The following is a 15,966-nucleotide window of genomic DNA, read 5'->3' on the forward strand; positions in this document are numbered from 1 at the left end:
TTGCGCTCGTTACCAGCGATAATGCGAGAAGGCACGGTTGGACTCAGCCATCCGGTGGGTGTCCTCACGCTTCTTCACGGCGCTGCCGCGATTGCTCGAGGCGTCCATAAGCTCAGACGAAAGGCGCTCGACCATCGTCTTGTCGTTGCGCGAGCGGGCAGCCTGGATGAGCCAGCGGATCGCCAACGCCTGACGACGATCGCTCCGCACTTCGACCGGAACCTGGTATGTCGCACCGCCAACGCGGCGAGACCGCACCTCGATCGCGGGGGCAACGTTCTCCAGCGCCTGCTTGAAGACGCCGAGCGGCTCGCTCTTCAGCTTCTGCTCGATGATGTCGAACGCACCATACACGATCGATTCAGCGGCCGACTTCTTGCCGTCGCGCATGATCGAATTCATGAACTTCGTAACGACGATGTCACCGAACTTCGGGTCCGGGATGATCTCGCGCTTCTCGGCACTGTGACGACGGGACATGTCGCTCGTCCTTAACTTCGTATTTCGTCAACTGGGGCAGCCTTGCGGCACCCTGCTCAACCGGCAAGAGCCGGTACGATCACTTCGGCCGCTTCGCACCATACTTCGAACGGCGCTGCTTACGGTTCTTCACGCCCTGGGTATCAAGGACACCGCGCAGGATGTGGTAGCGGACGCCGGGAAGGTCCTTCACGCGGCCGCCACGGATCATGACAACCGAGTGTTCCTGGAGGTTATGCCCCTCACCCGGAATGTAGCCGATCACTTCGAAGCCGTTCGTCAACCGGACCTTGGCCACCTTACGAAGAGCCGAGTTCGGCTTCTTCGGCGTGGTCGTGTAAACACGCGTGCAGACACCGCGCTTCTGAGGGCAAGCCTCCAGCGCAGGAACCTTGTTACGGCTCTTGGGTGCCACCCGCGGCTTGCTGATCAACTGGTTGATCGTCGGCATGCTTTGTTCTCTCGCTTCGGCCGCGTAACGACCTTTGGCCTTGTTCGGCACCACCCACCCCGACAAGGACAGGCAGCAATTCACCGTGCGTCAGCACAGCACTATAAACCACGCACAACGAGTCGCGCCTTGAGCTGTTTCAGCTGAAGGCGCGAAGCGCGTGCAGAGGATCACGGCACTTGCGCGACGCGATCTTGCCCCAGGTCTAACGTCACCAGCTTCGCCGGCGGTCAGTTGGTGCTAAATTAGCAGCGTTTAGGGCTCATATCTCGAAACGAGTCGCTTCGATAAGCGAGCGCCTACTGCCTGCCTGAGTGGGCTGCTTCTAGACTCAGAAACCTTGCGCGTCAATAGAAATTTACCGTTCTGCCGTGCAAGCACCTGTTCGCAGCACCGACGGGCACGCCGCCGATACCGTCGAGCGATCGTGGCGCGGTGAGAAGCCCCCTCTCGCAGCGGAATTGCAGGCAATCGAGCATCACGCCGGCCCACAGGACTGCGAAATGCTGAAAAAAAGGGCACCGCGACGATCGCGATGCCCTTCTGTCGTCCCGAACGAATCCGCGGCCGTTAAGACGCCGCGGCCGCGTCGTCTTACTCAGCGGCCGGCAGCTCAGGCCGAACCACGGCCTGATTCTCGGAAACCCGCTGCGCGAGAATGAGATCGTCACGACGCTGGGCGATTTCACGAAGACGTGTCGCCAGGGCGCCGGTACCCGCCGGGATCAGCGAACCGACGATCACGTTCTCCTTCAGTCCCTCGAGCGAGTCGGCCTTGCCGTTGACGGCCGCTTCGGTCAGCACCCGGGTCGTCTCCTGGAACGAGGCGGCCGAGATGAAGGAGCGTGTCTGCAGGCTCGCCTTGGTGATGCCGAGCAGAACCGGGGTACCGGCCGCCAGCTTCTTGCCTTCGGCCTCCAGCTTCTCGTTCGCCTCCGCAAGCTCCATCCGATCGACCTGCTCGCCATGCAGGAACTCGGAATCGCCGGGCTCGTCGATCTCAACCTTCTGCAGCATCTGGCGAACGATCACCTCGATGTGCTTGTCGTTGATATTCACGCCCTGCAACCGGTAGACCTCCTGAATCTCGTTGACGAGATAGGCGGCCAGTTCCTCGACGCCCTTGATCGCCAGGATGTCGTGCGGAGCCGGATTGCCGTCCACGATGAAGTCGCCGACCTCGACGATGTCGCCATCCTGCAGATGGATGTGCTTGCCCTTCGGGATCAGATACTCGACCGCGTCGGAACCGTCGTGAGGCGACAGCGTCAGACGCCGCTTGTTCTTGTAGTCGCGGCCGAAGGAAATCGTCCCCGACTTCTCGGCGATGATCGCCGCATCCTTCGGACGGCGCGCCTCGAACAGTTCGGCCACGCGCGGCAGACCGCCCGTGATGTCGCGGGTCTTGGCGCTGTCGGTCGGGATACGCGCCAGCGCGTCACCCGCCTTCACCTTGTTGCCGGGGTCGACGGCGATAATGCCGTCGACGGGCAGCAGCCAGCGAGCCTCGCCGCCACGTGCGAGCTTCGCAACCTTGCCGTCCGCATCAAGCACGACGATGGCCGGCCGCAGGTCCGAGGTACGCGACGAACCGCGCCAATCGATGACGACGCGCTTGGCGATACCCGTCGCCTCGTCGACCGTCTCGGTGATGGAGCCGCCTTCGACCAGATCCTCGAAGGCGACCGTGCCATCGACCTCCGAGAGGATCGGCCGGGTGTAGGGGTCCCATTCGGCGATGCGCTGCCCGCGCTTCACCTGGTCGCCATCGTCCACCTTCAGACGCGCACCGTACTGCACCCGGTGAACCGCCCTCTCCTGCCCGTCCGGGGCATGCAGCACGACGGCCACGTTGCGGCCCATGGCGATGAGATCGCCATCGGAGTTGCGCGCCACGTTGCGGTTGCGCAGCTTCACCTCGCCCTCGAAATTCGTCTCGAGGAACGACGAGTCAGCAATCTGCGCGGCACCGCCGATATGGAAGGTACGCATGGTCAGCTGCGTGCCCGGCTCACCGATCGACTGCGCGGCGATGACGCCGACGGCCTCACCGTGGTTGACGGGCGTGCCACGCGCCAGGTCGCGGCCGTAGCAGGTAGCGCAGACGCCGACCCGCGACTCGCAGGTCAGCACCGAGCGGATCTTCACTTCCTGGATACCGGCCGCATTGATCGGCTCGATATGCCACTCTTCGATCATCGTGCCCTTCGGCACCAGCACGTTGCCTTCGCTGTCGATGACATCCTCGACGGCCGTGCGGCCGAGGATACGCGAAGCGAGGGTCGCCACGATCTGACCCGCGTCGACGATGGCACGCATGCGAATGCCGCGCTCGGAGCCGCAGTCCGGCTCGCGAATGACGGCGTCCTGCGCCACGTCCACGAGGCGGCGGGTCAGGTAACCCGAGTTCGCCGTCTTGAGCGCGGTGTCGGCCAGACCCTTACGGGCACCGTGGGTCGAGTTGAAGTACTCGAGAACGTCGAGGCCTTCCTTGAAGTTCGAGATGATCGGGCTTTCGATGATCTCGCCGGAGGGCTTGGCCATCAGGCCGCGCATGGCGCCGAGCTGGCGCATCTGCTCGCGCGAGCCACGGGCGCCGGAATGCGCCATCATGTAGATCGAGTTGACCTGCTTGTCGCGGCCGTTCTCGTCCTTCTGGGTCGCCGAAATGCGGGCCATCATCTCATCCGCGAGACGAGCGGAGCACTTGCCCCAGGCATCGACGACCTTGTTGTACTTCTCACCCTGGGTGATGAGGCCGTCGTTGTACTGCTGCTCGAACTCCTTCACGAGCGCGCGCGTCTCCTCGACGATCCCCCACTTGTTCTCCGGGATCAGCATGTCGTCCTTGCCGAACGAAATGCCCGCCCTGAACGCATGGTAGAAGCCGAGGCTCATGATGCGATCGCAGAAGATGACCGATTCCTTCTGCCCGCAATTGCGGTAGACGGCATCGATCATGTTCGAGATTTCCTTCTTCGTCATGAGCTTGTTCACGACGTCGAAGGGCAGCCGCGGATCCTTCGGCAGGATTCGCGACAGGATCACGCGGCCGGGCGTGGTGTCGTAGATCTTGGTATAGGCGCGACCGTCCTCGTCGATCCCCTGCCAGCGGAAGCGGATCTTCGTGTGATAGGTCACGACCTTGGCCGCGATCGCATGCTCGAGCTGGCCGATATCGGAGAAGGTCTTGCCCTGGCCGGGCTCGCCCTCGGCGATGATCGACAGATAGTAGAGGCCGAGCACGATATCCTGCGAAGGCACGATGATCGGCTGACCATTGGCCGGGTGCAGGATGTTGTTCGTGGACATCATCAGCACGCGCGCTTCGAGCTGCGCCTCGAGCGACAGCGGCACGTGGACGGCCATCTGGTCGCCGTCGAAGTCGGCGTTGAAGGCCGCACAGACGAGCGGATGCAGCTGGATCGCCTTACCCTCGATCAGCACCGGCTCGAAGGCCTGAATGCCGAGGCGGTGCAGCGTGGGCGCGCGGTTCAGCATCACCGGATGTTCGCGGATGACCTCGTCCAGGATATCCCAGACCTCCGGCTTTTCCTTCTCCACGAGCTTCTTGGCCTGCTTGACCGTCGCGGACAGCCCCTTGGCGTCGAGGCGCGCGTAGATGAAGGGCTTGAACAGCTCCAGCGCCATCTTCTTCGGCAGGCCGCACTGATGCAGCTTCATCTCCGGGCCGACCACGATGACCGAACGGCCGGAATAGTCGACGCGCTTGCCGAGGAGGTTCTGGCGGAAGCGGCCCTGCTTGCCCTTCAGCATGTCGGCGAGCGACTTCAGCGGGCGCTTGTTGGCACCCGTGATGACGCGGCCGCGGCGGCCGTTGTCGAACAGCGCATCGACCGCTTCTTGAAGCATGCGCTTCTCGTTGCGGATGATGATATCCGGCGCCCTGAGCTCGATGAGGCGCTTCAGGCGGTTGTTGCGGTTGATCACGCGACGGTAGAGATCGTTGAGATCCGATGTCGCGAAACGGCCGCCATCGAGCGGCACCAGCGGGCGGATATCCGGCGGGATCACCGGAACCACCGTCAGGATCATCCACTCCGGCTTGTTGCCCGACATCTGGAACGCCTCAATGATCTTGAGGCGCTTCATCAGCTTCTTGGGCTTCAGCTCCGAGGTGGTCGTCGCGATCTCGTGGCGCAGGTCCGTCGCGATCTTGTCGAGGTCGAGGCTGCGCAGGATCTCGCGAATCGCCTCGGCACCGATCAGCGCCGTGAAGGAGTCGTCGCCGTACTCCTCCTGCGCGCGCAGGTACTCTTCCTCGGACAGGAGCTGACGCTCCTTCAAGGGGGTGAGGCCCGGCTCGATGACGACATAGTACTCGAAATAAAGGATACGCTCGAGATCCTTGAGCGTCATGTCGAGCAGGAGGCCGATGCGCGACGGCAGCGACTTCAGGAACCAGATGTGGGCGACGGGAGCCGCGAGCTCGATATGGCCCATCCGCTCGCGCCGGACGCGCGCCAGCGTCACCTCGACGCCGCACTTCTCGCAGATGACGCCCTTATACTTCATGCGCTTGTACTTGCCGCACAAGCACTCGTAGTCCTTAATCGGCCCAAAGATGCGCGCGCAGAACAGGCCGTCACGCTCGGGCTTGAACGTACGGTAGTTGATCGTCTCCGGCTTTTTGATCTCACCGAAGGACCAGGACAGAATCTTTTCCGGGCTCGCGATCGATATCTTGATCTGATCGAAGGTCTGCGCAGGAGCCTGGGTATTGAAGAGATTCATGACCTCTTGATTCATCGCCGTCTCCTTCAAGCCGGGATTGGAGCACCGCTTTCTGCTCCTGCCGGCCAAATATCCGTCGAGCCTGCATCAGGCCCTGTGCAAAACTTTGGATCGGTCGGCTGCGCATGCCTCAGGACATCCGCAGCCTCCAACCGCCTCACGACCCGGCCGCCACACCTGAACGGCGACGGACCGGAGCGAGCGTAGCGCTCACTCCGCGGCCTCTTGCGGCGGCAACTCGACCTGCGGCTGCTTCGTCGATAGCAATTCGACGTTGAGGCCGAGCGACCGCATCTCCTTCACGAGCACGTTGAAGCTCTCCGGAATACCGGCCTCGAACGTGTCGTCCCCGCGGACGATCGCCTCGTAGACCTTGGTACGGCCGGCCACGTCGTCCGACTTCACCGTCAGCATCTCCTGCAGGGTGTAGGCGGCGCCGTAGGCTTCGAGCGCCCAGACCTCCATTTCGCCGAAACGCTGGCCGCCGAACTGGGCCTTGCCGCCCAGTGGCTGCTGCGTGACGAGCGAATACGGGCCGATCGAGCGGGCGTGGATCTTGTCGTCGACGAGATGATGGAGCTTCAGCATATAGATGTAGCCCACCGTCACCTTGCGATCGAAAGCCTCGCCGGTCCGCCCGTCATAGAGCGTGACCTGACCGGAGCGGTCGAGACCGGCCTCCTCGAGCATGCGCTCGATGTCGGCCTCCTTGGCCCCGTCGAACACCGGCGTCGCGATCGGAACGCCACGACGCAGGTTCTGCCCCAGTTCGACGAGATCCGCGTCACCCAGCTGATCGAGGTCGCCCTGCGTGCCGTAGATGTCACGCAACGTGCCCTTCAGCCGCGTCGAATCCTGCGACTTGAGGTAAGCATCGACCGCAAGACCGACCTGCCGGCCGAGACCGGCGCAAGCCCAGCCCATATGCGTCTCGAGGATCTGCCCGACATTCATGCGGCTCGGCACGCCGAGCGGATTGAGCACGATATCGGCATGCGTCCCGTCTTCCAGGAACGGCATGTCCTCGATCGGCACGATCCGCGATACGACGCCCTTGTTGCCGTGACGGCCGGCCATCTTGTCGCCCGGCTGGATCTTGCGCTTCACCGCGACGAAGACCTTGACCATCTTCATGACGCCGGGTGGCAGCTCGTCGCCGCGCTGCAGCTTCTCGACCTTGTCGAGGAAGCGCTGTTCAAGGCGCTTCTTCGACTCGTCATACTGCTTGCGCATGGCCTCGAGCTCGGCCGTGATCGCGTCGTCCGACACGGCGAAGGCCCACCACTGCGAGCGCGGGAATTCGGTCAGCCCCTCGCGGGTCAGCTCGACGTCCTTCTTGAAGCCCTTCGGGCCGGCGATCGCCACGCGGCCCGACAGCACTTCCGCCAGACGCGCATAGACGTTGCGATCGAGGATCGCCTGCTCGTCGTCGCGGTCCTTGGCCAGACGCTCGATTTCCTCGCGCTCGATCGCCTGGGCGCGCTCGTCCTTGTCGACGCCGTGACGGTTGAAGACGCGGACTTCGACGACCGTGCCCGTCACGCCCGGGGGCACGCGGAGCGAGGTGTCACGAACGTCCGAGGCCTTCTCGCCGAAGATGGCGCGCAGGAGCTTCTCTTCCGGCGTCATCGGGCTTTCGCCCTTCGGCGTGATCTTGCCGACGAGGATATCGCCCGCATTCACTTCCGCGCCGATATAGACCATGCCGGCTTCGTCGAGGTTCTTCAGCGCCTCTTCCGACACGTTCGGAATATCGCGCGTGATTTCCTCAGGCCCGAGCTTGGTGTCGCGGGCCATCACCTCGAATTCCTCGATGTGAATGGAGGTGAAGACGTCCTCCTTCACGATCCGCTCGGAGAGCAGGATCGAGTCCTCGAAGTTGTAGCCGTTCCACGGCATGAACGCGACGAGCACGTTGCGGCCGAGCGCGAGCTCGCCGAGATCCGTCGACGGACCGTCGGCAATGATGTCGCCCTTGCGCACATGGTCGCCCACCTTCACCAGCGGCCGTTGGTTGATGCAGGTCGACTGGTTGGAGCGCTGGAACTTCATCAGCCGGTAGATGTCGACGCCCGACTTCGTGGGGTCGAGATCCTGCGTCGCGCGGATAACGATACGCGTCGCGTCCACCTGGTCGATGATACCCGTGCGGCGCGCGGCGATCGCGGCGCCGGAATCGCGGGCCACCACCGCCTCCATGCCGGTGCCGACGAAAGGCGCGTCGGCCTTCACCAGGGGCACGGCCTGGCGCTGCATGTTCGAGCCCATGAGCGCGCGGTTGGCGTCGTCGTTCTCGAGGAACGGAATGAGCGCCGCGGCCACCGACACGAGCTGCTTCGGCGACACGTCCATGTAGTCGACGCGATCAGGCGGAACCACCACCACGTCACCGGCGCGGCGGCAGACCACGAGGTCTTCCGTCAGCTTGCCGACGCTGTCGATGTCGGCGTTGGCCTGGGCGACGTAGTATTTCGATTCCTCCATGGCGGAGAGATAGGCCACTTCGTTGGTGACCGCCCCATCACGGACCTTGCGATACGGCGCCTCGATGAAGCCGTATTTATTCACGCGCGCGAAGGTCGCCAGCGAGTTGATCAGACCGATGTTCGGGCCTTCCGGCGTCTCGATCGGGCAGATGCGGCCGTAATGGGTCGGATGCACGTCGCGCACCTCGAAGCCGGCGCGCTCACGCGTCAGACCACCCGGGCCAAGCGCCGAAAGACGACGCTTGTGAGTGACTTCCGACAGCGGGTTCGTCTGATCCATGAACTGCGACAGCTGCGACGAGCCGAAGAACTCGCGCACCGCCGCGGCGGCCGGCTTCGCATTGATCAGGTCCTGCGGCATCACCGTGTCGATATCGACCGACGACATGCGCTCCTTGATGGCGCGCTCCATGCGCAGGAGACCGAGGCGGTACTGGTTCTCCATGAGCTCGCCGACCGAGCGCACGCGGCGGTTGCCGAGATGGTCGATGTCGTCCACCTCGCCACGCCCGTCGCGCAGGTCGACGAGGGCCTTCACGACCGCCAGCATGTCCTCGCGACGCAGCGTCCGCACGGTGTCGGCCGCATCGAGATCGAGGCGCATGTTCATCTTCACGCGGCCGACGGCCGAGAGGTCATAGCGCTCGGAATCGAAGAACAGCGAGTGGAACATCGCCTCTGCCGTGTCCAGCGTCGGCGGCTCGCCGGGACGCATGACGCGGTAGATGTCGAACAGCGCTTCCTCGCGGGAGGAATTCTTGTCGACGGCCAGCGTGTTGCGGATATAGGGGCCGATGTTGATGTGGTCGATGTCGAGGACCGGAATCTCTTCGAAGCCGGCATCAAGGAGCACCTTGAGCAGCTTCTCGGAAATCTCCTCGCCGGCTTCGGCGAAGATCTCACCGCTCGCCATATCGACGAGGTCCTCGGCCACATACTGTCCGACCAGATCCTCGCTGGTCGCACGAAGCTCCTTGACGCCCTTCTCCGTGAGAATGCGCGCCGCACGGGCTGTGAGCTTCTTGCCGGTCTCCAGGACCACCTCGCCGGTGTCCGCATCGATCAGGTCGACGGTGGCCTTGAAGCCCTTGAGACGCTCCGCGTCATAGGGAACGCGCCAGCCCTCGCCATCCTTCTTGTAAAGGATCTTGTTGTAGAAGGTCTCGAGGATTTCCTCGCCGTCGAGGCCGAGCGCATAGAGCAGCGACGTCACCGGCAGCTTGCGGCGACGGTCGATACGCGCATAGACGATGTCCTTGGCGTCGAACTCGATATCGAGCCAGGAACCGCGATAGGGAATGATGCGGGCGGCAAACAGGAGCTTGCCCGACGAATGGGTCTTGCCCTTGTCGTGATCGAAGAACACGCCCGGCGAACGGTGCATCTGCGAGACGATGACGCGCTCGGTGCCGTTGACGATGAAGGTGCCGTTGTCTGTCATGAGCGGCATGTCGCCCATGTAGACGTCCTGCTCCTTGATGTCCTTGACGGACTTCGAGCCGGTATCCTCGTCGATATCGAACACGATCAGGCGCAGCGTGACCTTGAGCGGCGCGGCAAAGGTCATGCCGCGCTGGCGGCACTCGTCGACGTCATATTTCGGCGGCTCGAAGGTGTATTTCACGAATTCGAGCAGCGACGCGCCGGAAAAATCGGAAATCGGGAAAACGGACTTGAAGACGGCCTGGAGCCCTTCCTCTGGCCGCCCTCCCTTCGGCTCATCGACCATCAGGAACTGGTCATAGGATGCCTTCTGAACCTCGATGAGGTTCGGCATCTGTGCCACTTCCCGGATCTTGCCGAAGAACTTGCGGACACGCTTCGGGCCAGTGATCGTCTGGGCCATGTCTGTTCTCGCTCCTCACGCACGGCTGACCTGGCGGCCTCCAAAGGCCGAACGGCTCATAAAGGCCGCCAGGTCAGCCGGCCGCTCACGCGGCATGTTGCCTTGTCACCCGCGACAGTCCGACGGACTACCGCCATCACCTTGTCCTCGCCGACGGCCCCACCATGTGGTGGTAACGCATCGACGACACAACGGCCCCGGAGACTCTACGCCTTCGGGACCGCCGTATTCTCAACTTGTAGCGCTCCGCATCAGCGGCCCGCCTCTAACCAAGAAGGGCCAAGAGCCCCTTCCCATTGCGATCTCCTCAAACCGAAATCGCCAGAACCAAGTCTTGAAGCCAGAACCAAGTCTTGAACAGAAACAGGGGCCGAACGATGCGCTGTGGCGTGACCGGACCCTGCGCAGCACGAGCATCAAGCCCGTGCGGAAATCACTTGAGCTCGACCTTGGCGCCGACCTTCTCGAGGGCAGCCTTGATCTTCTCGGCTTCTTCCTTGGCCACGCCTTCCTTGACGGGCTTCGGAGCGCCTTCGACGAGGTCCTTGGCTTCCTTCAGGCCGAGGCCGGTGACGGCACGGACTTCCTTAATGACTTCGATCTTCTTGTCGCCGATGGCGGCGAGGACAACCGTGAATTCGGTCTGCTCCTCGACGGCGGCAGCAGCCGCAGCGCCGGGCGCAGCAGCAACAGCCACGGCGGCGGCGGCGGACACGCCCCACTTCTCCTCGAGGAGCTTCGCCAGCTCGGCAGCCTCAAGAACGGTCAGGCTCGACAGTTCGTCGACGAGCTTTGCCAAATCAGCCATGATACACTTCCTGGATTGGTTCGATTGATTGGGGTTTAGACGGCCTTACGCCGCTTCGTCTCGCTTGGCATATGCCCCGAACACGCGCGCCAGCTTGCCGGCGGGCGCATTGACGACCTGCGCAATCTTCGTCGCCGGAGCCTGGACGAGGCCGACGAGCTTGGCACGCAGTTCATCAAGGGACGGCAGAGAGGCAAGCGCCTTCACACCGTCCGGGTTCAGAGCGGTCACTCCCATCGCGCCGCCAAGGATAACGAGCTTGTCGTTGGCCTTGGCGAAATCGACAGCGACCTTCGGCGCCGCAACGGGGTCGCTGGAATAAGCCAGCAACGTCGGCCCCTTCAGAAGGGGTCCGATTGATGCGACGTCCGTGCCTTCGAGAGCGATCTTGGCGAGGCGATTCTTCGCGACCTTGACCGAGGCGCCAACCTGCTTCATCTCCCTGCGGAGCTTCTGCATGTCAGCGACTGTCAGGCCGGCATAGTGAGCTACGACGACGACGCCGGCCGATGCGAAAACATCACCCATTGCCGCGACGAACTCGGCTTTTGCCGCTCTGTCCACTTGGCTCTCTCCGGTTCAGCAGCTGGGAACATCCCCGCTGCCGGCTGCACATGCCACACGCCGTGCACTAGGCCTGCGCCCAATGCGCCACGCATGGCGCCCGCAAGCCCTGTCCCCCAGATCGCAGAGATCAAACTCACGCCCCAGGTAGTAGGTCCGAACCAACCCACCCAAAGGGACACCCGCAAGGGGCGCCCATCGTGCAAATCAGCCTTCCCCGTCTATGCTGGCTTCACATTGGAAATTAAGCCGCAAGCGGCACCCGCAGTCTCGGACAGGACATATGGCCGGTTCGTGCAAAGCTGCCGCTTTGCCCGCCGGCCACATTCACCCGGTCACCCGGGCGAAACTCTCAAGCCTGGCATCGGCGACGGAAACCGTCGTGGCGATTCCAGGCAAGAATGGGTTTAATAACCATTCACCTGCGGTTTGCCAAGGGCCTTTGCCGGTTTGCCAAGAGCGTTTTGCCAAGAGCGTTTGGCAAGAGGATGCACCAAGGGGCAACCGCCACCGGGGGCACACCGCAGGGGAATGTGTTCATCTGCCTCATGTAGCGCCCTATTGCGCCGAAGATGAGGCAGTGCGTCACTTACGCGCCGAGCACGCTCGCAGGGTCGACCTTCACGCCCGGCCCCATCGTCGAGGAGATGGCAACACGCTGGACATAGGTGCCCTTGGCGCCCGACGGGCGCGCCTTGGAGACCGCGTCGACGAAAGCCTTGATGTTCTCCACGAGCTTGCCCTCGTCGAACGAGGCCTTGCCGATGCCGGCATGAACGATACCGGCCTTCTCGACGCGGAACTCGACGGCACCACCCTTGGCGGCGGCAACGGCACCCTTCACGTCCATGGTGACGGTGCCGACCTTCGGGTTCGGCATCAGGCCGCGCGGGCCGAGCACCTTGCCGAGACGGCCGACGAGCGGCATCAGGTCCGGGGTCGCGATGCAGCGATCGAAATTGATCGTGCCGCCCTGGACGATCTCGAGCAGATCCTCGGCGCCGACGATGTCCGCACCTGCCGCCTTGGCTTCGTCAGCCTTGGCGCCGCGGGCGAAGACGGCCACCCGGACCGTACGGCCGGAGCCGTTCGGCAGGTTGCAGACGCCGCGGACCATCTGGTCGGCGTGGCGGGGATCGACACCGAGATTCATGGCCACTTCGATGGTTTCATCGAACTTGGCCTTGGCGCGCTCCTTCACCATCTTCACGGCCTCATCGAGGCCGTAGAGCTTCACACGGTCGATACCATCGCGAAGGGCGGTGATGCGCTTTGCTACTTTTGCCATGATCGACCTCCTCAGCCCTGGACCTCAAGACCCATCGAACGGGCCGAGCCTTCGATCATCGCCACGGCCGCCTCGACGCTGTCGCAATTGAGGTCGACCATTTTCTTGCCCGCGATGTCACGCAGCTGCTCGCGCGTCACTTTGCCTGCGACGGCGCCCTTGCCCGGCGTCTTCGAGGCGCTCGTGATGCCAGCGGCCTTCTTCAGGAAATAGGAGACCGGCGGCTGCTTCATCTCGAAGGTGAAGGAGCGGTCCTGATACGCGGTGATGATCACCGGGATCGGCGTGCCCTTCTCCATCTGCGCGGTCTTCGCATTGAAGGCCTTGCAGAATTCCATGATGTTGAGGCCGCGCTGACCGAGCGCCGGACCGATCGGCGGCGACGGATTGGCCGCGCCTGCCGGAACCTGAAGCTTCACGTAACCCGTGATCTTCTTTGCCATGATGGCTGCTCCCATGGGACGGCGCTGCGGATGCCTCTCCGCGCGCCGGGGATGACAGATCGCGGTGCGGTCCGTTTGTTCCGGCTGGCGACCGGCAGACCTTCCGCGGATGGACCGGCGAGCCTGCGTCGCCGGGGGTAGGAGCACAAGGCTCCAACAGCGAAGGGCGGCCAGCATGCCGGCCACCCTTGCAAAGCCTCTTTAGCAACAGGAGCGACCCGAGACAAGTCTCAATGGCCGCGCCCGCGGCCAATCCGGATCACACCTTCTCGACCTGCCCATATTCGAGATCGACGGGGGTCGCACGGCCGAAGATCGACACCGCCACCTTCAGGCGGGCACGCGCCTCGTCGACTTCCTCGACAACACCATTGAAGGAGGCAAACGGCCCATCGGCCACGCGCACCTGCTCGCCCACCTCGAAGCTGACGGACGGCTTCGGACGATCGACCCCTTCGGCGACCTGGCCCTTGATCCGCTCCGCTTCACGGTCCGGGATCGGCATCGGCTTCGACTTGTCGGCGCCGAGGAATCCGGTGACCTTCGGCGTGTTCTTGATGAGGTCATAGACCTCGTCGGTCAGATCGCATTTCACCAGGACGTAACCGGGGAAGAACTTGCGCTCGGTATCGACCTTGCGGCCGCGGCGCACCTCCACGACCTTCTCGGTCGGAACGAGAATTTCGTCGAACTTGTCCTCAAGGCCGCGCTGCACGGCCTGATCGCGCAGGGACTGCGCCACCTTGTTCTCGAAATTCGAATAGGCGTGGACGATGTACCATCGCTTGGGCGCGGATGAGAGGCTCAGGCTGGGAGAAGACATCGCGAAGCTCCTAGCGACCGATACCGAGGATCAGGGTCACGCCAAAGCGGATGATCTGGTCGGCAAGAAGGAAAAACAGGCTCGCGACGATGACCATCACAAACACCATGGCCGTCGTGACGAGCGTCTCCTTGCGGGTCGGCCACGTGACCTTGGAGGCCTCGTTACCCACCTGCTGAATGAACTCGACCGGATTCGTCTTCGCCATATTGTCTCACCATAACCGTCGCGCAGTGCTGATTTGGCATGACAACGGCCAACCCGCAAGGGCTTGGAGCGCTGCGGCCTGTTGCAATGCCAGTCTACGATCGGCGCAACCTGCAAAAAATTGCAGTCAGGAACTGAATTGCCGGCCTTCGGGGATCCGCTGGCAGGAGTGGAGGGACTCGAACCCCCAACCCCCGGTTTTGGAGACCGGTGCTCTAGCCAGTTGAGCTACACTCCTAGCGGATGCCTGCGGTAACAGGCCGGCGCTGGCGGCCACCTCGAGCATGGTCACGCTCACGATGGAATCGCCACGCCCTTCCTATACATCACTCGCGCAACATGGCGATAGGCGAATGATGGGAATATTCACCGCCACGTCCATCGCGGGATAGGGCGGCCGGGCGACGCGGCCGAACACGCCTTGTGATGGCGCGTGCGGCTGATGCATCTATTGGTTCGGGTCCGACATTGGCATCCGCCTGATACGGGCCTTGGAGCCAATGTCGGAGCCACGAGAACCACTAGCAAGTTATTGGTTCTCGTGGAGCTTTTGAATTTGACATTTGATCTGGAGCCTCAGGTCAGGCGAGACTTAAATGTCAAATTCGCTCCACTCGTGTCTTACTCGATGATGGAGGCGACGACGCCGGCGCCAACCGTGCGGCCACCTTCGCGGATCGCGAAGCGCAGCTTCTCTTCCATGGCGATCGGAACGATCAGCGTCACTTCCATCGCCACGTTGTCGCCGGGCATCACCATCTCGGTGCCCTCGGGCAACGTCACAACGCCCGTCACGTCCGTCGTCCGGAAGTAGAACTGCGGACGGTAGTTCGTGAAGAACGGCGTGTGCCGCCCGCCCTCTTCCTTCGTCAGGATGTAGGCTTCGGCCTTGAACTTCGTGTGCGGCTTCACCGAACCCGGCTTGCACAGAACCTGACCGCGCTCGACGTCCTCGCGCTTCGTGCCGCGCAAGAGCGCCCCGATGTTGTCGCCCGCCTGACCCTGGTCAAGGAGCTTGCGGAACATCTCGACGCCCGTCACCGTCGTCTTCACCGTCGGCTTCAGGCCGACGATCTCGATTTCCTCGCCGACCTTCACGATCCCGCGCTCGACGCGGCCCGTCACCACCGTGCCGCGACCCGAGATCGAGAACACGTCCTCGACCGGCATCAGGAACGGCAGGTCAACCGGACGCTCCGGCTGCGGGATATACGCATCGACCTGCGTCATCAGTTCGAGAACCGCGTCATGGCCGATCACCGGATCGCGGTCTTCCAGCGCGCACAGCGCCGAACCACGCACCACCGGAATGTCGTCGCCGGGGAACTCGTATTTCGACAGAAGCTCGCGCACCTCGAGCTCGACCAGGTCGAGAAGCTCGGCGTCGTCGACCATGTCGACCTTGTTCAGGAACACCACAAGCGCCGGAACGCCCACCTGGCGCGCCAGAAGGATGTGCTCGCGCGTCTGCGGCATCGGGCCGTCGGCCGCCGACACAACCAGGATCGCCCCGTCCATCTGCGCCGCACCCGTGATCATGTTCTTCACATAGTCGGCGTGGCCGGGGCAGTCCACATGCGCGTAGTGACGGTTCTTCGTCTCGTACTCGACATGCGACGTCGAGATCGTGATCCCGCGCGCCTTCTCTTCAGGCGCCTTGTCGATCTGGTCATACGCCGTGAACGCAGCGCCGCCGGACTCGGCAAGAACCTTCGTGATCGCCGCCGTCAACGACGTCTTGCCGTGGTCAACGTGACCAATCGTCCCGATGTTGCAGTGCGGCTTCGTCCGCTCAAACTTCTCTTTGGCCATCAG

11 protein-coding genes and 1 tRNA gene are annotated in these 15,966 nt (G+C 63.1%); all 12 read right to left on the reverse strand.

Annotated features, from left to right (window positions below; all coding sequences use genetic code 11):
* Positions 1–9: 9 nt before the first annotated feature.
* Complete coding sequence (gene rpsG, locus C7450_RS16445; RefSeq protein WP_110375518.1) at positions 10–480, reverse strand: 30S ribosomal protein S7; 471 nt, start codon at positions 478–480, stop codon at positions 10–12.
* A 79-nt stretch (positions 481–559) separates the two neighbouring features.
* Positions 560–931, reverse strand: a complete 372-nt coding sequence (gene rpsL / locus C7450_RS16450) for a 30S ribosomal protein S12 (RefSeq protein WP_110375519.1) — start codon at positions 929–931, stop codon at positions 560–562.
* Between the two features lie 594 nt (positions 932–1,525).
* Positions 1,526–5,701, reverse strand: a complete 4,176-nt coding sequence (gene rpoC, locus C7450_RS16455) for a DNA-directed RNA polymerase subunit beta' (protein WP_110375520.1) — start codon at positions 5,699–5,701, stop codon at positions 1,526–1,528.
* A 195-nt stretch (positions 5,702–5,896) separates the two neighbouring features.
* Entirely contained in the window at positions 5,897–10,018 is a 4,122-nt protein-coding gene (gene rpoB, locus C7450_RS16460) for a DNA-directed RNA polymerase subunit beta (RefSeq protein WP_110375521.1), read from the reverse strand.
* Between the two features lie 433 nt (positions 10,019–10,451).
* The gene (rplL, locus tag C7450_RS16465) at positions 10,452–10,826 is read right to left on the reverse strand and encodes a 50S ribosomal protein L7/L12 (protein WP_110375522.1); all 375 of its coding nucleotides are present in this window, start codon (positions 10,824–10,826) and stop codon (positions 10,452–10,454) included.
* A gap of 45 nt (positions 10,827–10,871) precedes the next feature.
* Positions 10,872–11,390 carry a 50S ribosomal protein L10 gene (gene rplJ, locus C7450_RS16470; RefSeq protein WP_110375523.1) on the reverse strand — a complete coding sequence of 173 codons (519 nt, stop codon included), beginning with the start codon at positions 11,388–11,390 and terminating at the stop codon, positions 10,872–10,874.
* Between the two features lie 589 nt (positions 11,391–11,979).
* Positions 11,980–12,678 (reverse strand): 50S ribosomal protein L1, encoded by a 699-nt coding sequence (rplA, locus tag C7450_RS16475; protein WP_110375524.1) that lies wholly within the window; start codon positions 12,676–12,678, stop codon positions 11,980–11,982.
* An 11-nt stretch (positions 12,679–12,689) separates the two neighbouring features.
* Complete coding sequence (gene rplK / locus C7450_RS16480) at positions 12,690–13,121, reverse strand: 50S ribosomal protein L11 (RefSeq protein ID WP_110375598.1); 432 nt, start codon at positions 13,119–13,121, stop codon at positions 12,690–12,692.
* A gap of 259 nt (positions 13,122–13,380) precedes the next feature.
* Positions 13,381–13,944, reverse strand: coding sequence for a transcription termination/antitermination protein NusG (nusG, locus tag C7450_RS16485; protein ID WP_110375525.1), 564 nt, complete (start codon positions 13,942–13,944; stop codon positions 13,381–13,383).
* A gap of 10 nt (positions 13,945–13,954) precedes the next feature.
* Positions 13,955–14,152 carry a preprotein translocase subunit SecE gene (secE, locus tag C7450_RS16490; RefSeq protein WP_110375526.1) on the reverse strand — a complete coding sequence of 66 codons (198 nt, stop codon included), beginning with the start codon at positions 14,150–14,152 and terminating at the stop codon, positions 13,955–13,957.
* 160 nt (positions 14,153–14,312) lie between these two features.
* A tRNA-Trp gene (locus tag C7450_RS16495) sits at positions 14,313–14,389 on the reverse strand.
* Between the two features lie 383 nt (positions 14,390–14,772).
* Positions 14,773–15,963, reverse strand: a complete 1,191-nt coding sequence (tuf, locus tag C7450_RS16500) for an elongation factor Tu (protein WP_110375516.1) — start codon at positions 15,961–15,963, stop codon at positions 14,773–14,775.
* Positions 15,964–15,966 lie beyond the last annotated feature (3 nt).

It is taken from the genome of Chelatococcus asaccharovorans (genome assembly GCF_003201475.1).
Lineage (GTDB): Bacteria > Pseudomonadota > Alphaproteobacteria > Rhizobiales > Beijerinckiaceae > Chelatococcus > Chelatococcus asaccharovorans.